Consider the following 21138-nt stretch of genomic DNA (forward strand, 5'->3'; position numbering starts at 1 on the left):
CGCCCGCGCGGCGCTTCGCAGCACAAGGCTGCTCCTACATCTGTTTCGGGCCAATTATTCCTGCGCCATTGGCGCGCGCACCCTGGGTGCATGGCAGGAGATTGATGAGGAGCAACAGGCGCAACCTTCGATATTGAATGGAACAGACAAGGCAGTCGCGCGCGCCAGGCACAGGAGAGACTGGCCCGAAACAGATGTAGGAGCAGCCTTGTGCTGCGAAGCGCCGCGCGGGCGGCGCTCGATCTTGTAGGCGCCAGAAAACACAAGGCAGGCACCTCTCAAAGCCAATACCATCTCAAGACAGGCCCCTAGCCGCCCTGACGCACCCAACAACCAAACCCCAAAAACAAAGCGGGGAGGCCTGTCGCCCTCCCCGCTTCTGCTCATCCCTTACAAACTAGGGAAGGCAAACTGCGAAGCCTCATGGCTGGCACGCTGTGGCCAGCGCTGGGTGATCGCCTTGCGACGGGTATAGAAGCGCACACCGTCCGGGCCATAGGCATGCAGGTCACCGAACAGCGAGCGCTTCCAGCCACCGAAGCTGTGGTAGGCCACCGGCACCGGCAGCGGTACGTTCACACCGACCATGCCCACTTCGATCTCGTCGCAGAACAGGCGCGCCGCTTCACCGTCACGGGTGAAGATGCAGGTGCCGTTGCCATACTCGTGATCGTTGATCAGTTGCATGGCCTGCTCCAGGCTGTTCACACGCACGACGCACAGCACCGGGCCGAAGATCTCTTCCTTATAGATGCGCATCTCCGGGGTCACCTTGTCGAACAGGGTGCCACCGACAAAATAGCCATCCTCATTACCGGCCACACGGAAACCACGGCCATCCACCACCAGCTTGGCGCCAGCAGCAACACCGTCATCGATATAGCCCACCACCTTGTCACGGGCAGCAGCCGTCACCAGCGGGCCCATGTCCAGGCCGCACGAGGTGCCGGCACCAATCTTCAGGGCCTTGATCTGCGGTTCCAGCTTGGCAATCAGGGCGTCTGCCACCTGGTCACCCACGCACACCGCCACCGAAATGGCCATGCAACGCTCGCCGCACGAACCATAGGCAGCCCCCATCAGTGCGCTCACGGCATTGTCCAGGTCGGCATCCGGCATCAGCACCGCGTGGTTCTTCGCACCACCCAGGGCCTGCACACGCTTGCCGCGCTTGGTGCCTTCGGCGTAGATGTACTCGGCGATCGGAGTCGAACCTACGAAGCTCAGGGCCTTCACTTCCGGCGCTTCGATCAGCGCATCCACCGCTTCCTTGTCGCCGTGCACCACGTTGAGGATGCCCTTCGGCAGGCCGGCTTCCAGCAGCAGCTGGGCGATGAACAGGGTCGAGCTCGGGTCGCGCTCGGAAGGCTTGAGGATGAAGGCGTTGCCGCAGGCGATGGCCAGTGGGTACATCCACAGTGGCACCATGGCCGGGAAGTTGAACGGGGTAATACCGGCAACCACGCCCAGCGGCTGGAAGTCGGACCAGGCATCGATATTCGGGCCGACGTTGCGGCTGTACTCGCCTTTCAGTACTTCCGGCGCGGCGCAGGCGAACTCGACGTTCTCGATACCACGCTTCAGTTCACCGGCAGCATCCTCTAGGGTCTTGCCGTGCTCTTCGCTGATCATCTGCGAGATACGCGCTTCGTTCTGCTCCAGCAGTTGCTTGAAGCGGAACATCACCTGGGCGCGCTTGGCCGGTGGTGTGTTGCGCCAGGCCGGGAAGGCAGCCTTGGCCGAGTCGATCGCTTCCTGCACGGTCGCGCGGCTGGCCAGCTCGACCTTGCGCACGGCCTGGCCGGTGGACGGGTTGAAGACATCGGCGGTGCGCTCACCCTTGGTAACCAGTTCGCCGTGGATCAGGTGCTGAACAATGCTCATGCAAAACTCCAGATAAAGAAGGTTGAGGCAGGCGCGCGATGTGTTCACGCGCCTGGCATCAGAATCGGAAAGATCAGTCGATCAGGTTCAGGGTTTCGCCCACTGCGTCGAACAGGCGGTCCAGTTCCTGCGGCGTGGTGTTGAAGGTTGGGCCGAACTGCAGGGTGTCGCCACCGAAGCGTACATAGAAGCCTGCCTTCCACAGTTTCATCGCCGCTTCGTACGGACGCACGATGGCATCACCGTCACGGGCAGCGATCTGGATCGCGCCGGCCAGGCCGTAGTTGCGGATATCGACGATGTTCTTGGTGCCCTTCACGCCATGCAGCAGCTTCTCGAAGTGCGGCGCCAGCTCGGCGGCGGCCTGCACCAGGTTTTCCTTCTGCAGCAGGTCCAGCGCGGCGATGCCGGCGGCGCAGGCTACCGGGTGGGCCGAGTAGGTGTAGCCGTGCGGGAATTCCACGGCGTACTCCGGGGTCGGCTGATTCATGAAGGTCTGGTAGATCTCGCTGCTGGCGATCACCGCGCCCATCGGGATGGCGCCGTTGGTCACCTGCTTGGCGATGCACATCAGGTCCGGGGTCACGCCGAAGGCTTCGGAGCCGGTCATCGCGCCCATGCGGCCGAAGCCGGTGATCACTTCGTCGAAAATCAGCAGGATGTTGTGCTGGGTGCAGATTTCACGCAGGCGCTTCAGGTAACCCTTCGGCGGCGGCAGTACACCAGCCGAACCTGCCAGCGGCTCGACGATCACGGCAGCGATGTTGGAGGCGTCGTGCAGCTCGATCAGCTTGAGCATCTCGTCAGCCAGGGCGATACCGCCCTCTTCCGGCATGCCTTTGGAGAAGGCGTTCACCGGCAGCACGGTGTGAGGCAGGTGGTCGACATCCAGCAGCTGACCGAACAGCTTGCGGTTGCCGTTGACGCCACCCAGGCTGGTACCGGCGATGTTCACGCCGTGGTAGCCACGGGCACGGCCGATGATCTTGGTCTTGGTGGCCTGGCCTTTCAGACGCCAGTAGGCACGCACCATCTTCAGCGCGGTGTCGGCACACTCGGAACCGGAGTTGGTATAGAACACATGGTTCAGGTCGCCCGGGGTCAGCTCGGTGATCTTCTCGGCCAGCTGGAACGACAGCGGGTGGCCGAACTGGAAGGCCGGGGAGTAGTCCAGGGTGCCGATCTGGCGAGCCACCGCCTCGGTGATTTCCTTGCGGGTGTGCCCGGCACCGCAGGTCCACAAGCCGGACAGGGCATCGAAAATCTTGCGCCCCTGGTCGTCGACCAGGTAGTTGCCTTCGGCCGCCACGATCAGGCGTGGGTCGCGCTGGAAGTTGCGGTTGGCGGTGTAGGGCATCCAGTGGGCATCCAGCTTGAGCTGGCTGGCGATACCGGCGGTAGCGGTTTCGGGCATGTTCATCGGCGGTTCCTCGGAAGACGATTAGGCAACGATGGATGTTGTTGCAGCTAAATTGGCACGGCGATAAAGTCTGAAAAAGCCAACATTTCTAATCTTCAGACAGACCCTGACTAAACTAATGAGCCGACGCCCCGATCCACTCGCCCAAGTCAGCGATTTCGACATCCGCCTGCTGAAGATCTACCGCAGTGTCGTCGAGTGCGGCGGCTTCTCGGCCGCGGAAAACGTGCTGGGCATTGGCCGTTCGGCCATCAGCCAGCAGATGAACGACCTCGAGCAACGCCTGGGCCTGCGCCTGTGCCAGCGCGGCCGCGCCGGGTTCTCGCTGACCGAGGAAGGCCGCGAGGTCTACCATTCGGCGCTGCAGCTGCTCAGCGCCTTGGAAAGCTTTCGCACCGAGGTCAACGGCCTGCACCAGCATTTGCGTGGCGAGTTGAACATTGGCCTGACCGACAACCTGGTGACCTTGCCGCACATGCGCATTACCCATGCCCTGGCCGAGCTCAAGGACCGCGGCCCCGATGTGCGCATCCAGATCCGCATGATCGCGCCCAGCCAGGTCGAGCATGGCGTGCTCGATGGCAGCCTGCATGTCGGCGTGGTGCCACAGACCAGCCCGCTGTCGGGCCTCGAGTACCAGCCGTTGTACAGCGAGCGCTCGCTGCTGTACTGCGCGGTCGGCCACCCACTGTTCTATGCCGATGACCAGCAGATCGACGACGACCGCCTCAACAGCCAGGAAGCCATCACCCCCACCTTCCGCCTGCCGGCCGAAATCCAGGCGCATTACCAGGCGCTGAACTGCACGGCCAGTGCTTCGGACCGCGAAGGCATGGCGTTTCTCATCCTTACCGGTCGCTACATCGGCTACCTGCCAGACCACTACGCCACGTTCTGGGTGCAGCAAGGCCGCTTGCGTGCCCTCAAGCCCCGGCAACGCTTCTATGACCTGAGCCTCAGCTGGGTAACGCGCAAGGGACGGCGGCCGAACCTGGTGCTGGAAAGCTTCCTCGAAAGCCTGGCTGCGACACGCTGATGCCAGTCTGTGCCGCAAACGCTTGTCACTTCGGCACAGGCAGGTAATCTTGTCCGACAGCCGCAGCCACTGACCCGTACGGAATCGTCCATGACCCTAGAAGTCCCTGCGCATCGCCTCTCCGCCTCGGGCAAGCCCGCGGGCCGCATCCGCCAGAAGAACGAACAGGCCATTATCCAGGCCGCCGAAGACGAGTTTGCCCGCCATGGTTTCAAGGGCACCAGCATGAACACCATCGCCCTCAAGGCGGGGTTGCCCAAGGCCAACCTGCATTACTACTTCACCAACAAGCTGGGCCTGTACATTGCCGTGCTCAGCAACATCATCGAGTTGTGGGACAGCACCTTCAACGCCTTGAGCGTCGACGACGACCCGGGCGAAGCGCTTAGCCAGTACATCCGCACCAAGATGGAGTTCTCCCGGCGCAACCCGCAAGCCTCGCGGATCTTCGCCATGGAGGTGATCAGCGGCGGCACCTGCCTGAGCGAGTACTTCAGTGCCGACTACCGCGAATGGTTCCGCGGCCGCGCCGCGGTGTTCCAGGCCTGGATCGAAGCCGGCAAGATGGACCCGGTCGACCCGGTGCACCTGATCTTCCTGCTGTGGGGCAGCACCCAGCACTACGCCGACTTTGCCACCCAGATCTGCCAGGTAACCGGCCGCAGCCGCCTGACCAAGCAGGACATGGAAGACGCGAGCAACAATCTTATCCACATCATTCTGAAGGGCTGCGGCATCAAGCCGGCTGCCTGATCGTCATTTATGCCATCTACCCTGCTCGACCTCTGCGAATACCGCGAGGAAATCCGCAAAAGCCGCTTCATCACCCTCGCCGGGCCGATCAGCAGTGCCGCCGACGCGATGAGTTTCATCGAACGCCACAGCGACCTGGCCGCCACCCACAACTGCTGGGCCTGGAAGCTTGGCGCCCAGTACCGCAGCAGCGATGACGGCGAACCTGGCGGTACCGCGGGGCGGCCAATCCTCGCGGCCATCGAAGCACAGGACTGCGACCAGGTGGTGGTGCTGGTGATCCGCTGGTATGGCGGTATCCAGCTGGGCACCGGCGGCCTGGCCAGGGCCTATGGCGGCGGTGCCAACAAGTGCCTGCAACAGGCACCCAAGCGGCTGCTGGTGCAGCGCAGCGAATTCACCTGCAGTTGCAGTTTCAGCGAACTGGCGCTGGTGAAGCTGCGCTTGGCGGAGGTTGACGGCCTGGTCCTGGACGAGCAGTTCACCGCCAATGGCGTGGACCTGTTGATTGCACTGGGTGACGCCCACCTGGCGCCACTGCAGCAGCAGTTGGCCGACTTGAGCCGCGGGCGCATTCTGCTCGAAGCACGCTGAACATTGCCCACAACAACTGTGGGCCGGCCTGTGGATAAGCTTGGGGCACTCGCTTGCAGGCGGCATTACTCAAGGGCTGCAGAGCCTTGATCATATTTTGATCACCATTTGATGACAGCCGCAAACCGTTGATGCTCCTGACGTTATCCCCAGGCCCACAGCCTGCGTAGCCCTGCACAGCCATCTGCGCTTGCACACAATAACTGTGGACCAGCTTGTGGATAACCCGTGCGCCAACAAGCCGAAGGCCACGCCGCACAAGGGCCTGAGGCAACTGGTGATTTTTCGTACAACCTACGACAAGGCGCCCGGCACCACAGTGCATTATCCTCAATACCTTTCTTTGCCAACCGATCACGGAGCGCATCCACATGGCTAACGCAAAAAACGCACTTATCATCGGGGCCTCTCGCGGGCTGGGCCTGGGCCTGGTGCAACGCCTGCAAGAAGACGGCTGGAACATCACCGCCACCGTACGCAACCCGCAGCAGCCCGGCGCCCTGGCGGATGTATCCGGCGTGCGCATCGAACAGCTGGAAATGAACGACACGGCCCAGCTCGATGGCCTGAAGCAACGCCTGCAAGGCCAAGTGTTCGACTTGATATTCGTCAACGCCGGGGTCATGGGCCCCCTGCCGCAGGACCTGGAGGCGGTACAGAACAAGGACATCGGCGACCTGTTCATGACCAACGCCGTGGCGCCGATCCGCGTGGCCCGCCGCCTGGTCGGCCAGGTACGCGAAGGCAGCGGCGTGCTGGCCTTCATGAGCTCGATCCTGGGCAGCGTGACCATCCCCGATGGCGGCGAAATCTGCCTGTACAAGGCCAGCAAGGCGGCCCTGAACTCGATGATCAACAGCTTCGTCGTCGAGCAACAACGCCCCGACCTGTGCGTGCTGGCCATGCACCCGGGCTGGGTGAAAACCGACATGGGCGGTGAAAACGCCGAGATCGACGTGCTGACCAGCACCCGCGGCATGCTTGAACAGATCAAGGCGCAAAGCGGCAAGGGCGGCCTGCGCTTCATCAACTACAAGGGCGAACCCTTGGTCTGGTGATTCACCAGGTCGCAGCCTGGCCGTGCGCAATGCCCGGCCAGGCTCTGTAGAATGGCGGCAACCGTACCTGATCGAGATGACCCACCATGTATGACTGGTTGAACGCCCTGCCCAAGGCCGAACTGCACCTGCACCTGGAAGGCTCGCTGGAGCCCGAGCTGCTGTTCGCCCTGGCCGAGCGCAACAAGATCGCCCTGCCCTGGGCCGATGTGGAGACCTTGCGCGGTGCCTATGCCTTCAACAACCTGCAGGAGTTCCTCGACCTGTATTACCAGGGCGCCGACGTGCTGCGCACCGAGCAGGACTTCTACGACCTGACCTGGGCCTACCTGCAACGCTGCAAGGCGCAGAACGTGATCCACACCGAACCGTTCTTCGACCCACAGACCCACACCGACCGCGGCATCCCCTTCGAAGTGGTGCTCAACGGCATCAACCAGGCGCTCAAGGACGGTCGCCAGCAACTGGGCATCAGCAGCGGCCTGATCCTCAGCTTCCTGCGCCACCTCAGCGAAGATGAGGCACAGAAAACCCTCGACCAGGCCCTGCCGTTCCGCGATGCGTTCATCGCCGTTGGCCTGGACAGTTCGGAAATGGGCCACCCACCGAGCAAGTTCCAGCGCGTGTTCGACCGCGCCCGCAGTGAAGGCCTGGTCGCCGTTGCCCATGCCGGCGAGGAAGGCCCGCCCGAGTACATCTGGGAAGCCCTGGACCTGCTGAAGGTCAAGCGTATCGACCACGGCGTGCGCGCCATCGAGGACGAGCGCCTGATGCAGCGCATCATCGACGAGCAGATCCCGCTCACGGTGTGCCCGCTGTCGAACACCAAGCTGTGCGTGTTCGACCACATGAGCCAGCACAACATCCTCGACATGCTCGAGCGCGGTGTGAAGGTCACGGTCAACTCTGACGACCCGGCCTACTTCGGTGGCTATGTCACCGAAAACTTCCACGCCCTGCACACCCACCTGGGCATGACCGAAGACCAGGCCCGTCGCCTGGCCCAGAACAGCCTGGATGCCCGGCTGGCCTGAGTGATCTGACCGCGATCGCGGTCAACCGACCTGCAACGTCGGCACGCGGGCAATGCGATTGATCTGCTGGATACCCAACGCAGAAATATGCAATGCCCGCGAGTCCTCGGCCTCGCGCATCCAGCCAGATTGCAGGAACAGCCGGAACAAGGCCTGCCCCAGCACGCCACCCAGGTGCGGCCCCTGGTCGTTCCACTCGGTGCAGCGGCAGATCACACAGCCACGTTGCTGATGCGGCGCCAAGGCATCGATGTAGACCCCGACCAAAGCCAACTGCGTCCGCCCCTCCTCGCTTACCATCAGCTGTCGACCACTACCCTCCAGCCAGCCGGCCACCACCAGACGGTGATACAGCTCACCGGCCAGTTCCCCGCCCAGGTGATCGCCACAGCGACGCGCCCTGCGTATCGACATGGGCAGCGGTGATACCGGCGCCTTGGCCCGCTCCCCCCTGGCGCTCTCCAACTGGACACTGGCCAGCGCCTCCACCGCTGCCCCGACTTGCGGGGTGGCCAGCCGGAAGTAGCGCTTGCGCCCCCGCGCTTCGTGCCGGAGCAAACCGGCCGATGACAACAACGAAAGGTGAGCGCAGGCCGATGACGAGGTCAGGCCTGTCATTACCGCGAGCTCGTTGGCCAGCCGCGGCGTGCCGTCGATCAATGCCCACAACATGGCACTGCGCTTGGGGTCAGCCATCAGGCTGGCAATCTGGCTGATACTGCTGGCTGCGTTCATGTCCCTGTAACTCCCTGCAAGTTCACTGTGTGGATGCGATGGCCACCCCTGGCAGGGAAGCGCCTCTCGCTGGCACTGGCCTGGTTCGCCAGTATAAGCCGCAAAAAACGCCATTCAGGCAGCGCTGCGCAGTGGCACCACCGGCAAAAAACCACTGGGTATGCCTACCCATGGCAAGCAGTGAAACAGTGCGTGAAAGCTGCCCGGGCCGCGCGGGCAAGCAGCCCGGCCCACATGGCGGGAGCAAGGGAACCACAGGCGGAAAAAACACCGGATGCAACTTCGGACGCGGCCGACAACCAATTTCCACAAGTAGCGCAAGCCAAAGCGAAGGTTCCACGTGTTTGCGGGCATTGCACCCCAGCAGGAAAAAACATGTAGAAAACGTTCTTGCCGACCGTCAGTCAGGACACTGATTCAGGTCATGGCAGGCACAAGGTGCAGCGCTACACTTCATCCGCTCTCCCCCCTTTGGAGGTATGCCGCGATGAAAATTGTCGTCAGTGCGTCGAGCCGAAACCCCGCCTGCCCTTGGCAGGTCCAGCTCGATCAACACGTGGTCAGTTTCCGCAGCGAGGCCGAGGCGCGTGCCTTCGTCGCCACGTTGGAAACCCGCCTGCAGGCACCTCACCCGCTTATGCGGGAGCCTTGGCCGGCAAGCGTCGGGTCAGCAGCGCGACACTGACCACCAGCGCCCCGCACAGGCTGATCACCAGCGCCATCGGCACCGCACTGCCATCATGCAGCAGCCCGACCAGCGCCGCTGCGCCGGCGGCGACGCTGAACTGCAGGCAGCCCATCAGCGCCGAGGCACTGCCAGCACGCGCGCCCTGCCCGCTCATGGCACAGGCAGAGGCGTTGGGGATGATGCAGCCGAGGCTGGAGATGCAGACGAACAACGGTACCAGCAGTGGCCACAGCTGTGTTGGCCGCAGTGCCGCCACGCCCAGCAACGCCAGGCCCGCAACCAGGTACAACCACACCGCACGTGCCAGCAGGAACGCCGGCCCGCGCTTGGCCAGCAAGCGTGCATTCACCTGCGCCACCAGGATAAAGCCGGCAGCATTGGTGCCGAACAACCAGCCGTAATGCTCGGCCGGCACGCCGTAAAGCTTGATGAACACAAAAGGTGAACCGGCGATGTAGGCAAACATGCCGGCGATGGCGATACCACCGGTCAGGGCATGGCCGACGAACACCCGGTCAGCGAGCAGGCGCAAGTACTGGCGCAAGGCGCCAGACAGCGGTTGCCGCGGTATGTGCTCGGGCAGGCTTTCCGGCAGGCCCAGGCTGACCGCCAGCAGGCAGCCGGCACTGAACAGGCTCAGGGCGAGGAAGATCGATTGCCAGCCGGCCACGTTCACCAGCACCCCGCCCAGCATCGGTGCCAGGATCGGCGCCAGGCCCATGACCAGCATCAATTGCGAGAACACCTTGGCCGAAGCCACCGGGTCGCACTTGTCACTGACGATGGCCCGCGACAGCACCATCCCGGCGCAACCGCCCAATGCCTGGACGAAACGCGCCAGCACCAAGGTGTCGAGGTTGGGAGCATAGGCACAGGCCAGTGACGCCAGGGTGAACAGGGTCACCCCGAACATCAGCGGCTTGCGTCGGCCAAAGCGGTCAGCCACCGGCCCGTAGGCCAGTTGCCCGATGGACAGGCCAAGGAAGTAGGCGGCCAAGGTGGCCTGGACGTGTTTTTCATCGGTGGCGAACGCCTGCGCCATGGCCGGAAAGGCGGGCAGGTAGAAGTCGATCGCCAAGGGCCCGAACGCACTGAGTGCGCCCAGGATGAGCACCATTCGCAGGTTCATCAGGAATCCATAGCAGGCTAAGCAAGTGCTCGATTCTACCTGCTGTGGACCCTATCGACATGAAAACATTTGCAACAATACAGGCCCTGGCGCGGCCCCTGTAGGAGCGGCCTTGTGTCGCGATGGGCCGCAAAGCGGCCCCAGCAATTTATGCATCGATGCCAATATCCTGGGGCCGCTTTGCGGCCCATCGCGACACAAGGCCGCTCCTACAGGGCTCAGCGCATGGCCTGATCAGGCTACGTCGGCCTGATAACCCTCATCGCGAATGGCCGTGAGGATCCGCTCCTGAGCCAAGTCGCTCTGCACCCGTACCTGCCTGGCCGCCAGGTCGACCTCCACCTTGGCCGCGGCATCCTGCTCCTGCACCGCCCGGGTCACGGCTTTCACGCAATGGCCGCAGGTCATGCCTTGTACATTGAACACTTGCATGGGGGTTACCTCCTTCAGGTTTTCCACGAGTCTCAAGCTTGCCATCGGGGCAAGGTCAAGATCTGCCGACAACAGCCGGGGTGGAAATCCGCGCGCGCGTCGGCCAAGCTGCGCCTTTGATGATCACGCAAGCAGGAGATTCTTCATGTTCAGGGCAGCATTGGGCGTCGTCGGGCTATTGAGCACGCTGGCTGCAGTGCCACCGGCCAGTGCCGAGGGCAACTCGGACTACAGCGTGCTGATCATTTCCCGGGAGCGCCTGGAAGTGGCCACCAGTTGCGAAATCGGCATCTACCTCAACGACCAGCTCTCCGGGCGCGTGTTCCAGGAGCAATCCACCTCGTTCAACCTGCCGCCCGGCCCGGTGGACGTGCGCCTGCGCCTGCTGCCCGGGCAAATGCCCGGCTGCGCCGCGGGTGTCGAGGACCAACGCAGCACACGACTGAACCTGCAGGCGGGCCAGATCAACAAATACCGCATCGCCATGGGGCAATATGGGCTGGAGTTGAAGCGAGCCGGCCTGGGCTATTGACCTTACCTGCATGGCAAGGTTGATGCTGGAGGCCTGTCCAAGGAGGAGAGCCATGCCCGCATCCACCACATACGACCTGCCGATCTCCGGCATGACCTGCGCCAGCTGTGCCGGCCGGGTCGAGCGCGCCCTGCGCAAGGTCACCGGCGCTGAACAGGTCAGCGTCAACCTCGCCACCGAACAGGCCCGGGTCCAGGCCCCGGCCAACAGCTTGCCCGCGCTGGTCGACGCCGTACGCGAAGCCGGCTATGGCGTGCCCACCCGCACCGTCGAACTGCAGATTGGCGGCATGACCTGCGCCAGTTGCGTCGGCCGCGTAGAGCGCGCCCTCGGCAAGCTGCCGGGGGTTGAACAGGTCAGCGTCAACCTGGCCAGCGAACGCGCGCACCTCGAAGTGCTCGCGGCCCTCGACGACAACCTGCTGATCGACGCCGTGCAAAAGGCCGGCTACAGCGCCAGCCTGCCGCAAACCGCCAGGGACGACCAGCACGCTGCCCAGCACCGCCTGCGTAACGAACGCCTGGCGGTCGGCGCAGCGTTGCTGCTCGCCCTGCCGTTGGTGGTGCCAATGCTGGTGCAGCCGTTTGGCGTGCACTGGATGTTGCCAGCGTGGGTGCAGTTCCTGCTGGCCACGCCGGTGCAGTTCATTCTCGGCGCGCGGTTCTACGTGGCCGCCTGGAAAGCCGTGCGCGCCGGGACTGGCAACATGGACCTGCTGGTAGCCCTGGGCACCAGCGCCGGCTACGGCCTGAGCCTGTACCAGTGGGCGCAGGCCCCCACCGGCATGGCCCCTCACCTGTACTTCGAAGCCTCGGCCGTGGTGATTGCCCTGGTGCTGCTGGGCAAGTACCTGGAAAGCCGTGCCAAGCGCCAGACCGCCAGCGCCATCCGTGCCCTCGAGGCCCTGCGCCCGGAACGGGCCGTGCGCCTGGTCGATGGCCGGGAAGAAGACGTGGCCATTGCCCAACTGCGCCTCGGCGACCTGATACTGGTCAAACCCGGCGAGCGCTTCCCGGTCGATGGCGTGGTCGAAGACGGCAGCAGCCATGCCGATGAAGCCTTGATCAGCGGCGAGAGCCTGCCGGTGCCCAAGCAGCCCGGCGACAGCGTCACCGGTGGCGCCATCAACGGCGAAGGCCGGCTGCTGGTACGCACTCAGGCACTGGGCACCGAAACCGTGCTGGCACGCATCATCCGCCTGGTGGAAGACGCCCAGGCGGCCAAGGCACCGATCCAGAAGCTGGTCGACCGGGTCAGCCAGGTATTCGTCCCGGCAGTGCTGGTACTGGCGCTGATTACCCTGGTCGGTTGGTGGCTGGCCGGCGCGCCACTGGAAACCGCGCTGATCAATGCCGTCGCGGTACTGGTCATCGCCTGCCCCTGCGCCCTCGGTCTGGCCACACCCGCCGCGATCATGGCCGGCACCGGGGTCGCCGCCCGCCATGGCATCCTGATCAAGGACGCCGAAGCCCTGGAGCGCGCCCATGCGGTCAACCGTGTGGTGTTCGACAAGACCGGCACCCTCACCTCTGGCAGCCCGCGCGTTGTCCACAGCCAGGCGCAGGTGGGCAGCAGCGCCGACCTGCACCGCCTGGCCGGTGCCCTGCAGCGCGGCAGCGAACACCCGCTGGCCAAGGCGGTACTGGATGCCTGTGCCGAACAGGGTCTGGATGTGCCTGACGTTGCCGACAGCCAGTCGCTGACCGGGCGTGGTATCGCCGGGCGCGTGGAAGGCCGCGAACTGGCCCTGGGCAACCGCCGCCTGCTCGATGAAAGCGCCCTGCCACCCGGCGACCTGGCCGCCAAGGCCCAGGCCTGGGAAGCCGAGGGGCGCACCCTGTCATGGCTGATCGAACGCGGCGCACAGCCGCGGGTGCTGGGCCTGTTCGCCTTTGGTGACAGCCTCAAGCCCGGTGCCGAGCAGGCGATCGATACCCTGCACGCGCAACACATCAGCAGCCACCTGCTGACCGGCGACAACCGCGGCAGCGCCAAAGTGGTGGCCGATGCCCTGGGCATCGACGACGTGCATGCCGAAGTGCTGCCGGCCGACAAGGCCGCGACCGTGGCTGCACTCAAGCAGGATGGCGTGGTCGCCATGGTCGGTGATGGCATCAATGATGCGCCGGCGCTGGCCGCCGCCGATATCGGCATTGCCATGGGGGGCGGTACCGACGTGGCCATGCAGGCCGCCGGCATCACCCTGATGCGCGGCGACCCACGCCTGGTACCGGCCGCCCTGGAGATCAGCCGCAAGACCTATGCGAAGATCCGCCAGAACCTGTTCTGGGCGTTCATCTATAACCTGATCGGCATCCCGCTGGCCGCGCTGGGTTACCTCAACCCGGTACTGGCCGGCGCCGCCATGGCCCTGTCCAGCGTCAGCGTGGTGAGCAACGCGCTATGGCTCAAGGCGTGGAAACCCACCAGCAACACCCAGGAGGCTCCATGAACATCGGCCAGGCCGCCCGCCGCAGCGGGCTCAGCACCAAGATGATCCGTTACTACGAGTCCATTGGCCTGCTCAAGCCCGCCACGCGCAGCGACAGCGGCTACCGCCTGTACCAGGCGGAAGACTTGCACAGCCTGGCCTTCATCAAGCGCTCCCGCGACCTGGGCTTTTCCCTCGAAGAGGTCGGCAAGCTGCTGACCTTGTGGCAGGACCGCCAGCGCGCCAGCGCCGATGTGAAAGCGCTGGCCACGCAGCACATCGCTGAACTGAACCGGCGCATCGAAGAGCTGGTGAGCCTGCGCGACACCCTCGGCGAACTGGTCTCGCACTGCCAGGGAGACGAGCGCCCGGACTGCCCGATCCTGAAGGACCTGGCCAATGGTGCTACGGGCGGCTGCTGTCACTGAGCCACCCCGCGCCCCTTTGGTATGCCATATACGTCCAAACACGACCGAATAGTCACCAACTGCGACTTTATCCAATAAATACGGGCGTTTCCCTACATTAAACCCGGATGCTGCCGATGCAATTGTTACCTGCCTCGTGTATCGAAAATAAAAAATCCGGGAGCGTCGATGAGCATCAAACAGAAACTGACCTGGGCATTCGCGGTCATCGCCGGCTTGCCCATCGTCCTTGTGGCCACCCTGGTGGTCCTCAACCTGCGTGGCGAAGCCCGCGACGGATTCCTCGATGGCAGCAGCCGGGAAATCCGCCAGGTCAGCAACGCGATGAACATCTTCTTCCAGGGCATCAACCAGAACGTCGAGTACCTGGCTGCGCAGCCGATGGTCGCCGCCACGGGTAGCGAACTGAACAAGTACATGAGCGCAACCCCGTCCTATGAACTGGGCGACCAGGCCAGCAAGCTGCTGGAGTTCATGACCCGCCTGGCCACCACGCATCCCAGCTATGCGTACCTGTCCTACGGGGTGAATGACGGTGGTTACGTCGGCTGGCCGGCCGGGCAGAAGTTCGTCAATTACGACCCGCGCACCCGCCCCTGGTACCAATTGGCCATGGCCAACCCTGGCAAAACCCTGCGTACCGGCGCCTACTACTGGGCTGCCGACGACGCCGTGCTGGTCAGCACCGTGCGCACCGTCGCCAACCAATTGGGCAACCCTGGCGGCGTGGTCAACGTCGACGTCTCGCTCAAAGGCCTCACCGAGATCGTCCAGCAGATCAAGCTGGGCGAAAGCGGCTACGTGCTACTGGTGGAAAACAACGGCAACGTACTGGTCGACCCTCGTGACGCCAAGCACAACTTCAAGCAACTGGCGAGCTTTGGCGACGGCTACGCCGAGCTGGCCAAGCACGGCAAGGGGCTGGCCGAAGTGGAGCTGAATGGCGTGCGCTACATGGCCAACATCTACCCGGACGAACAGCTGGGCTGGACCTTGATCGGCCTGATCGAACAAAGCGAAGTGATGCAGACCACCACCCGCCTGACCTGGCTGATCGGCGTGGTGGCCCTGGTACTGGCCGCGCTGTTCGCCGTGGTCGGTGCCACCTTCGCCAAGCTGATCGTACGCCCGATCAACAGCGTCACCAGCGGCCTGGAAGATATCGCCCAGGGCGAGGGCGACCTGACCCGCAACCTGGAGATCCGTGGCCGCGACGAAACCGCGCAACTGGCCAGCTGGTTCAACCAGTTCCTCGGTGCCATTCGCAGCCTGATCCAGCACATCGGTGCTGCCGCCAGCAAGATCCTCAGCACCTCCAGCAGCTCGACCCGCGTTTCCAGCGACATGGCCGAAGCTGCAGGCCGCCAGCGCGAAGCGGTGGACATGGTCTCTACCGCCTTCCACGAAATGGTCGCCACTGCCAACGAAGTGGCACGTTCCTGCAGCCAGGCGGCGCAGTCGGCCGATAGCGGCCAGCAACAGGCCCGCGAAGGCCAGCAGCAGATCGATGCCGCGGTACATAGCGTCGATCGCCTGAGCCAGGAGATCGAGCAGTCGGCGCAGTCGATCCAGCAGCTGGAGCGTGACAGCAACGCCATCCAGTCGATCCTCGGCACCATCCGCTCGATTGCCGAACAGACCAACCTGCTGGCGCTCAACGCCGCCATCGAAGCGGCCCGGGCCGGCGAGCAGGGCCGTGGCTTTGCCGTGGTTGCCGACGAGGTGCGGGCGCTGGCCAAGCGCACTGCCGACTCCACCGCCGAGATCGACGGCCTGCTGGGCAACCTGGCCAGCCGCACTGCCGAAGTGGCCGCACAGATGCACGCCAGCCTGGAGGTTTCACAGCAGTCGGTGAGCCGCATCGGCCTGGCCCGTGACAGCTTCGGGCAGATCCGCGAGTCGGTGGATGTGATCCGCGACATGAACACCCAGATCGCCACGGCGGCCGAAGAGCAGCACCAGGTGGCCGAGGACATCAACCGGCACATCAGCCAGATTCACGGCGATGCGCAACTGGTGGCCGAACTGGCCCAGGCGGCGCGGATGGATTCGGAGAGCCTGGCCGGGTTGTCCAATGAGCTGGATGCGCTGGTGCGCAGGTTCCGTACCTGATGTGTTGCCTGCGCCGGCCTCTTCGCGGGCACGCCCGCTCCCACAGGTACTGCACAGCTTGCAAAGCTGCGGTGATCCTGTGGGAGCGGGCGCGCCCGCGAAGAGGCCGGCACAGGCGACCAATCACTAAAGCCTCAATTCTCCTGGCGTCGCGCCGAACAATTGCTTGAACGCCGCAATGTAAGCCGAGGTGGAGTCATACCCACACCCCAACGCCGCCTCGGTCACACTCTCCCCCGCCTCCAGCAACGCCAGCGATGACAACAGCCGCATACGCTGCCGCCAGTTGCGAAAACTCAAGCCCGTCTCCCGCTGGAACAGCCGCATCAGCGTCTTCTCCGAGCACCCCAACTCTCGCGCCCACTGCTGCAAGGTCTGCGACTGGTCCGGTGCAGCGATCAGACCATTGCACAGCGCCAGCAACCCCGGGTGCCGTGGCAGTGGCAGCGAAAAACCGACCTCGGGCAGCATGCGCAACTGGTCGAGCAGCACCGCCACCAGCCGCGCCTCGGCGCTGTCACCCTCCGGGTAGTCGGCCGGGAACAGGCAGAACTGCTTGATCAGTTCGCGCGCCAGCGGGGTCACTTCCAGTACCCGGCATTGCTCCGGTGCCCACGGGCAGGCATCCCGGCGCACGTAAAGGCTGCGCATTTCGGCCTGCATAGAGGTGACCACTTCGTGTTCGGCATCGGCTGGTATCCACACGCCCCACTGGGGCGGGGCGAAGTAGCTGCCTTCGTGGGTATACACCCCGAGAACGCCGCTGATGGCGTAGGAGAACTGCACCCAGTCGTGCTGGTGGCGGGTGGTCCAGGAGCCGGCGCCGAGGCTTTCGGCACGGGCATAGAGTGGCCTGGGCAGGTAGTCCAGCGCCGGTATGGCGCGGGGGTGTCCGATGATCGGCATGGCGGTTTCTTGTAGTTCTGACCAGACAAGCCTAACAGCTGATTCGTGGTCAAGTCAGGCGCGGTCTCTGTGGGAGCGGCCTTGTGTCGCGAAAGGGCCGCAAAGCGGCCCCAACAATTTTTGCTGTGACGCTGAAACCCCGGGGCCGCTTCGCGCCCCTTTCGCGACGCAAGGCCGCTCCCACAAGGCGTGGCTTCAGCGCTCGACGATGACGGTCACCCCCTGCCCACCCGCCGCACAGATCGAAATCAACCCCCGCCCCTTCCCCGCCCTCGCCAGCAACTTGGCCAGGTTGGCCAATATCCGCCCCCCGGTCGCGGCAAACGGGTGCCCGGCCGCCAGCGAACTGCCCTTGACGTTGAGCTTGCTGCGGTCGATCGCCCCGAGCGGCGCATCCAGCCCCAACCGCTCACGGCAATAATCGGCATCTTCCCAGGCCTTGAGCGTGCACAGCACCTGGGCAGCAAAGGCTTCGTGAATCTCGTAATAGTCAAAGTCCTGCAGCGTCAGGCCATTGCGCGCCAGCAGCCGCGGCACCGCATACACCGGCGCCATCAGCAAGCCTTCGCGACCATTGACGAAATCCACCGCAGCGGTTTCGCCATCGACCAGATAGGCCAGCACCGACAGCCCCTGCTGCTCGGCCCATTCCTCGCTGCCCAGCAACACCAGCGAAGCACCATCGGTCAGCGGTGTGGAATTGCCCGCCGTCAGCGTGCCCTGCCCGCTGCGATCGAAGGCCGGCTTGAGCCTGGCCAGTTGCTCCAGGGTCAGGTCGGGGCGCAGGTTGTTATCACGGGTCAACGACAGAAACGGCGTCAGCAGGTCATCCTGCCAACCTTCGGCATACGCGGCAGCCAGCGCCTGGTGGCTGAGCAGCGCCAGCTCGTCCTGTTCGGCACGGCCAATGCGCCAGGCCTGGGCCATGCGTTCGCAATGCTCGCCCATCGACAACCCGGTGCGCGGCTCGCCGTTGCGCGGCAATTCGGGCTTCAGGTGGTGAGGGCGCAGCTTGAGGAATGGCTTGAGCCGCTCGCCCAGGCTTTTGCCGCGGTTGGCCTGCAGCAAGATGTGGCGCAGGCCTTCGTTTACCGCAATCGGCGCATCGGAGGTGGTGTCCACGCCGCCGGCAATGCCGCAGTCGATCTGCCCCAGGGCAATCTTGTTGGCCACCAGCAACGCCGCCTCCAGCCCGGTGCCGCAGGCTTGCTGGATGTCGTAGGCCGGCGTCTGCGGCGACAGCCGCGAGCCCAGCACGCACTCACGGGTCAGGTTCATGTCACGCGAGTGCTTGAGCACCGCACCGGCCACCACTTCCCCCATGCGCAACCCATGCAAGCGGTAGCGTTCGATCAGCCCTTCGAGGGCGACGGTGAGCATCGCCTGGTTGCTGGCCGTGGCGTAGGCGCCATTGGAGCGGGCGAAGGGAATTCGGTTGCCGCCCAGGATCGCGACCCGGCGAAGTGAACGCATGCGCTTGTTCCTCCTGAAACAATTTGATCCGTACAGCCTAGGTGTTTTTACCGCATTCGAACGACCTTGCCACAAAGTTGGTCCACACTTTCAAGCTTGCCTTCCGGGAGACCCACTCATGAGCGATCGCTACCTCGGCTTTGCCAACTCCAACCTCGGCCGCCGTCTTGTGGATGCCCTTGGCCTGCCACGCCCGGCGCCGCTGGAGCGCTGGCAGGCCGGCCGCCTGCGCCCGGTCGAGGGTGCCCTGGTACTGGGTGGCGGGCCACTGGCGAGCCAGGTCGAAGCCATTGCCCCGCGCCTAACCGACACGCTTTACAGCTTCAATACCGACAAACTCCAGGCCGAAGCGTGGGTGGCTGGCCTGGGGCCGAAGATCAAGGCCGTGGTATTCGATGCCAGTCACCTGTCCGACAGCGACGCGTTGAAGCAGTTGCGCGAATTTTTCCAGCCACTGCTGCGCAGCCTGGCGCCGTGCGCCCATGTGGTGGTGCTGGGCCGCGCACCAGAAAGCCTCGACGACCCGTTGGCCAGCATTGCCCAACGGGCCCTGGAAGGCTTCAACCGCTCGCTGGCCAAGGAACTGCGCAACGGTGCGACCGCGCAATTGCTGTATGTCGGCCCCGGCGCGGAAGACCAGCTGGAAGGTGCCCTGCGCTTCTTCCTCTCGCCCAAAAGCGCCTTCATCTCCGGCCAGGTGCTGCGCCTGCATGCCTGCGCCAGCCAGGTCGAGGACTGGACCCGGCCGCTGGCTGGGCGCCGCGCCCTGGTAACCGGTGCCGCGCGCGGCATCGGTGCCGCCATTGCCGAAACCCTGGCCCGGGACGGTGCCGACGTACTGCTGCTGGATGTGCCGCAAGCTAGCCAGGACCTCGACGCCCTGGCCGCACGCCTGGGCGGCAAGGCGCTGCCCCTGGACATCTGCGCCGGCGACGCGGCAACGCAACTGCTTGCAGCCCTGCCCGATGGCATCGACATCGTGGTGCACAACGCCGGTATCACCCGTGACAAGACCCTGGCCAATATGACCCCGGAATACTGGGACGCGGTGCTGGCGGTCAACCTCAAGGCACCGCAGGTGCTGACCCAGGCGCTGTACGACAACGGCGCCCTGGGTGAAAACGCACGTATCACCCTGCTGGCCTCGGTCAGCGGCATCGCCGGCAATCGCGGGCAGGCCAACTATGCCGCGAGCAAGGCCGGGCTGATCGGCCTGGCCCAGGCGTGGGCGCCCCGGCTCGCCGAGCGCGGCGGCAGCATCAATGCCGTGGCACCCGGTTTCATCGAAACCCACATGACCGCCGCCATGCCCATGGGCCTGCGCGAGGCCGGGCGACGCTTGAGTTCGCTGGGCCAGGGCGGCCGCCCGCAGGATGTCGCCGAAGCCATCGCCTGGCTCAGCCAGCCGGGCTCCGGCGCAGTCAACGGCCAGGTGCTGCGGGTATGCGGCCAGGCCTTGATGGGGGCCTGAACATGAGCCGACACTGGCACGACCTGCACAGCCCGGCTTCGCGCGCCAGCCTGTACCTACGCGCGGCCAGCAAGCGCAGCATCAGCGGCGACCAGCTGCCGGACGACGGCCTGCGCTGCTTCATCCGCGTCCAGCCGAGCAACCTGGCCGCTTATCGTCGGCTGTGCCACTTCACCGACGATGGCCGCCTGCCGGGTACTTATCCACATGTCATGGCGTTCACGCTGCAGTTGCAGTTGATGACCGCGCCAAACTTCCCCTTCCCGCTGCTCGGCCTGGTGCACCTGCACAACCGCATCGAGGTGCTGCGCCCACTGGGCGGTATCGAAGGGCTGCGCTTTGCGGTGCATGCAGGCAATCTGCAAGCGCATGCCAAGGGCGGCACCTTCGACCTGGTCACCGAAGCCGAAGACGGCATCGGCCTGCTCTGGCGCGAGACCAGCCGCATGCTGGTGCGCGGGTTGAAGCTGGAAAGCGAGGCAGGTGAGCCTGCCGAGGACGAACCGCAAGCGTTGCCAGAGGCGACCCGCTGGTACGCCGACAGCGATATCGGCCGGCGTTATGCCAAGGTCTGCGGGGACTACAACCCGATCCACCTCAGCGCAGCCAGTGCGCGGCTGTTCGGCTTCCCCACGGCCATTGCCCATGGCATGTGGAGCAAGGCCATGGCCCTGGCGGCACTGCGCGGGCACCTGCCGCACAGTGGCTATGCCTTCGAGGTGGATTTCCGCAAACCGGTGCGGTTGCCGTCGGAGGTGGTGCTCGGTGCCAGTGAGGCGGGGGCTGCGGGAGAGCTGCGGCTGGATGGGCATGGAGGGGTTCTGCATATGGTCGGGCGCTGGGCACCTCTGTAGGAGCGGCCTTGTGTCGCGATGGGCCGCAAAGCGGCCCCGGCGATGCCAGCGGCGAAGCTGATAATTTGGGGCCGCTTCGCGCCCCATCGCGACACAAGGCCGCTCCTACAGGGAGCATGCCTGTCTTGGCGGTATACGCTTGCTTTGCATCGGGCCTGCGCAGAAGCT

At 64.6% G+C, this 21138-nt stretch carries 20 protein-coding genes and 1 pseudogene; 14 read left to right on the forward strand and 7 right to left on the reverse strand.

The features are described from left to right. A partial coding sequence (locus ABIB24_RS19065) for a hypothetical protein (RefSeq protein ID WP_354317003.1) occupies positions 1-250 on the forward strand: 250 nt, incomplete at its 5' end. A 140-nt stretch (positions 251-390) separates the two neighbouring features. Here the strand turns inward: ABIB24_RS19065 and ABIB24_RS19070 are convergent. Beyond that, the gene (locus ABIB24_RS19070) at positions 391-1884 is read right to left on the reverse strand and encodes a CoA-acylating methylmalonate-semialdehyde dehydrogenase (RefSeq protein WP_023662877.1); all 1494 of its coding nucleotides are present in this window, start codon (positions 1882-1884) and stop codon (positions 391-393) included. Between the two features lie 73 nt (positions 1885-1957). Then, positions 1958-3304 carry an omega-aminotransferase AptA gene (aptA, locus tag ABIB24_RS19075; protein WP_075044513.1) on the reverse strand — a complete coding sequence of 449 codons (1347 nt, stop codon included), beginning with the start codon at positions 3302-3304 and terminating at the stop codon, positions 1958-1960. 118 nt (positions 3305-3422) lie between these two features. Between aptA and ABIB24_RS19080 the strand changes: the two genes are divergently transcribed. From ABIB24_RS19080 to ABIB24_RS19100, 5 genes are all read left to right on the forward strand, one after another. Beyond that, positions 3423-4340: a LysR family transcriptional regulator gene (locus ABIB24_RS19080; protein ID WP_025337589.1), complete on the forward strand. Its 918-nt coding sequence runs from the start codon at positions 3423-3425 to the stop codon at positions 4338-4340. Positions 4341-4430: 90 nt separating this feature from the next. Further along, entirely contained in the window at positions 4431-5093 is a 663-nt protein-coding gene (locus ABIB24_RS19085; RefSeq protein WP_003257076.1) for a TetR/AcrR family transcriptional regulator, read from the forward strand. 9 nt (positions 5094-5102) lie between these two features. Continuing rightward, complete coding sequence (locus ABIB24_RS19090) at positions 5103-5687, forward strand: IMPACT family protein (protein WP_016484768.1); 585 nt, start codon at positions 5103-5105, stop codon at positions 5685-5687. Between the two features lie 371 nt (positions 5688-6058). After that, positions 6059-6745, forward strand: coding sequence for an SDR family oxidoreductase (locus ABIB24_RS19095; RefSeq protein WP_354317005.1), 687 nt, complete (start codon positions 6059-6061; stop codon positions 6743-6745). 86 nt (positions 6746-6831) lie between these two features. Continuing rightward, positions 6832-7779: an adenosine deaminase gene (locus ABIB24_RS19100; RefSeq protein WP_075044511.1), complete on the forward strand. Its 948-nt coding sequence runs from the start codon at positions 6832-6834 to the stop codon at positions 7777-7779. A 21-nt stretch (positions 7780-7800) separates the two neighbouring features. Here the strand turns inward: ABIB24_RS19100 and ABIB24_RS19105 are convergent, their stop codons facing one another. Continuing rightward, positions 7801-8514, reverse strand: a complete 714-nt coding sequence (locus ABIB24_RS19105; RefSeq protein ID WP_013970739.1) for an ArsR/SmtB family transcription factor — start codon at positions 8512-8514, stop codon at positions 7801-7803. A 487-nt stretch (positions 8515-9001) separates the two neighbouring features. Here ABIB24_RS19105 and ABIB24_RS19110 point away from each other — a divergent pair, with 487 nt between their 5' ends. Continuing rightward, positions 9002-9199, forward strand: a complete 198-nt coding sequence (locus tag ABIB24_RS19110) for a hypothetical protein (protein ID WP_075044510.1) — start codon at positions 9002-9004, stop codon at positions 9197-9199. Here the strand turns inward: ABIB24_RS19110 and ABIB24_RS19115 are convergent. After that, positions 9150-10331, reverse strand: coding sequence for a multidrug effflux MFS transporter (locus ABIB24_RS19115; protein ID WP_137162918.1), 1182 nt, complete (start codon positions 10329-10331; stop codon positions 9150-9152). The two genes, ABIB24_RS19110 and ABIB24_RS19115, sit on opposite strands and share 50 nt — an antisense overlap. A gap of 234 nt (positions 10332-10565) precedes the next feature. Continuing rightward, positions 10566-10763, reverse strand: coding sequence for a heavy-metal-associated domain-containing protein (locus tag ABIB24_RS19120; RefSeq protein ID WP_085693457.1), 198 nt, complete (start codon positions 10761-10763; stop codon positions 10566-10568). A gap of 145 nt (positions 10764-10908) precedes the next feature. Here ABIB24_RS19120 and ABIB24_RS19125 point away from each other — a divergent pair, with 145 nt between their 5' ends. The 5 genes and pseudogenes from ABIB24_RS19125 to ABIB24_RS26925 all read left to right on the forward strand — a co-directional run bounded on the left by ABIB24_RS19125 (position 10909) and on the right by ABIB24_RS26925 (position 16266). Beyond that, the gene (locus ABIB24_RS19125) at positions 10909-11295 is read left to right on the forward strand and encodes a hypothetical protein (protein WP_046616857.1); all 387 of its coding nucleotides are present in this window, start codon (positions 10909-10911) and stop codon (positions 11293-11295) included. Between the two features lie 52 nt (positions 11296-11347). Next, positions 11348-13747, forward strand: a complete 2400-nt coding sequence (locus tag ABIB24_RS19130; RefSeq protein ID WP_137162917.1) for a heavy metal translocating P-type ATPase — start codon at positions 11348-11350, stop codon at positions 13745-13747. Next, on the forward strand, positions 13744-14154 hold the full coding sequence (gene cueR, locus ABIB24_RS19135; RefSeq protein ID WP_025337583.1) for a Cu(I)-responsive transcriptional regulator: 411 nt from the start codon (positions 13744-13746) through the stop codon (positions 14152-14154). Before ABIB24_RS19130 ends, cueR begins: the two co-directional genes overlap by 4 nt. A 324-nt stretch (positions 14155-14478) precedes the next feature. After that, a pseudogene (locus ABIB24_RS26920) lies at positions 14479-15408 on the forward strand (cache domain-containing sensor histidine kinase); the annotation flags it as partial. Between the two features lie 129 nt (positions 15409-15537). Then, entirely contained in the window at positions 15538-16266 is a 729-nt protein-coding gene (locus ABIB24_RS26925; protein WP_371053097.1) for a methyl-accepting chemotaxis protein, read from the forward strand. Positions 16267-16392: 126 nt separating this feature from the next. On the opposite strand, the gene ABIB24_RS19145 is transcribed toward ABIB24_RS26925, so the two are convergent. Both ABIB24_RS19145 and ABIB24_RS19150 read right to left on the reverse strand, forming a co-directional pair. Continuing rightward, the gene (locus ABIB24_RS19145; protein WP_075044504.1) at positions 16393-17172 is read right to left on the reverse strand and encodes an AraC family transcriptional regulator; all 780 of its coding nucleotides are present in this window, start codon (positions 17170-17172) and stop codon (positions 16393-16395) included. A 195-nt stretch (positions 17173-17367) separates the two neighbouring features. Then, complete coding sequence (locus tag ABIB24_RS19150) at positions 17368-18645, reverse strand: acetyl-CoA C-acetyltransferase (RefSeq protein ID WP_354317008.1); 1278 nt, start codon at positions 18643-18645, stop codon at positions 17368-17370. A 118-nt stretch (positions 18646-18763) separates the two neighbouring features. Here ABIB24_RS19150 and ABIB24_RS19155 point away from each other — a divergent pair, with 118 nt between their 5' ends. Further along, complete coding sequence (locus ABIB24_RS19155; RefSeq protein WP_354317009.1) at positions 18764-20116, forward strand: 3-oxoacyl-ACP reductase; 1353 nt, start codon at positions 18764-18766, stop codon at positions 20114-20116. 2 nt (positions 20117-20118) lie between these two features. After that, positions 20119-20970, forward strand: a complete 852-nt coding sequence (locus ABIB24_RS19160) for a MaoC family dehydratase (protein ID WP_354317011.1) — start codon at positions 20119-20121, stop codon at positions 20968-20970. The last annotated feature ends 168 nt before the right edge of the window (positions 20971-21138 follow it).

The organism is Pseudomonas sp. UYEF17 (assembly GCF_040546125.1).
Lineage (GTDB): Bacteria > Pseudomonadota > Gammaproteobacteria > Pseudomonadales > Pseudomonadaceae > Aquipseudomonas > Aquipseudomonas putida_Z.

Bases quoted from the DNA above. Each gene is read 5' to 3' on its own strand.
- ABIB24_RS19070 (WP_023662877.1), bottom strand. From the start codon at position 1,884: ATGAGCATTGTTCAGCACCTGATCCACGGCGAACTGGTTACCAAGGGT.
- aptA (WP_075044513.1), bottom strand. From the start codon at position 3,304: ATGAACATGCCCGAAACCGCTACCGCCGGTATCGCCAGCCAGCTCAAG.
- ABIB24_RS19080 (WP_025337589.1), top strand. From the start codon at position 3,423: ATGAGCCGACGCCCCGATCCACTCGCCCAAGTCAGCGATTTCGACATC.
- ABIB24_RS19085 (WP_003257076.1), top strand. From the start codon at position 4,431: ATGACCCTAGAAGTCCCTGCGCATCGCCTCTCCGCCTCGGGCAAGCCC.
- ABIB24_RS19090 (WP_016484768.1), top strand. From the start codon at position 5,103: ATGCCATCTACCCTGCTCGACCTCTGCGAATACCGCGAGGAAATCCGC.
- ABIB24_RS19095 (WP_354317005.1), top strand. From the start codon at position 6,059: ATGGCTAACGCAAAAAACGCACTTATCATCGGGGCCTCTCGCGGGCTG.
- ABIB24_RS19100 (WP_075044511.1), top strand. From the start codon at position 6,832: ATGTATGACTGGTTGAACGCCCTGCCCAAGGCCGAACTGCACCTGCAC.
- ABIB24_RS19105 (WP_013970739.1), bottom strand. From the start codon at position 8,514: ATGAACGCAGCCAGCAGTATCAGCCAGATTGCCAGCCTGATGGCTGAC.
- ABIB24_RS19110 (WP_075044510.1), top strand. From the start codon at position 9,002: ATGAAAATTGTCGTCAGTGCGTCGAGCCGAAACCCCGCCTGCCCTTGG.
- ABIB24_RS19115 (WP_137162918.1), bottom strand. From the start codon at position 10,331: ATGAACCTGCGAATGGTGCTCATCCTGGGCGCACTCAGTGCGTTCGGG.
- ABIB24_RS19120 (WP_085693457.1), bottom strand. From the start codon at position 10,763: ATGCAAGTGTTCAATGTACAAGGCATGACCTGCGGCCATTGCGTGAAA.
- ABIB24_RS19125 (WP_046616857.1), top strand. From the start codon at position 10,909: ATGTTCAGGGCAGCATTGGGCGTCGTCGGGCTATTGAGCACGCTGGCT.
- ABIB24_RS19130 (WP_137162917.1), top strand. From the start codon at position 11,348: ATGCCCGCATCCACCACATACGACCTGCCGATCTCCGGCATGACCTGC.
- cueR (WP_025337583.1), top strand. From the start codon at position 13,744: ATGAACATCGGCCAGGCCGCCCGCCGCAGCGGGCTCAGCACCAAGATG.
- ABIB24_RS26925 (WP_371053097.1), top strand. From the start codon at position 15,538: ATGGTCTCTACCGCCTTCCACGAAATGGTCGCCACTGCCAACGAAGTG.
- ABIB24_RS19145 (WP_075044504.1), bottom strand. From the start codon at position 17,172: ATGCCGATCATCGGACACCCCCGCGCCATACCGGCGCTGGACTACCTG.
- ABIB24_RS19150 (WP_354317008.1), bottom strand. From the start codon at position 18,645: ATGCGTTCACTTCGCCGGGTCGCGATCCTGGGCGGCAACCGAATTCCC.
- ABIB24_RS19155 (WP_354317009.1), top strand. From the start codon at position 18,764: ATGAGCGATCGCTACCTCGGCTTTGCCAACTCCAACCTCGGCCGCCGT.
- ABIB24_RS19160 (WP_354317011.1), top strand. From the start codon at position 20,119: ATGAGCCGACACTGGCACGACCTGCACAGCCCGGCTTCGCGCGCCAGC.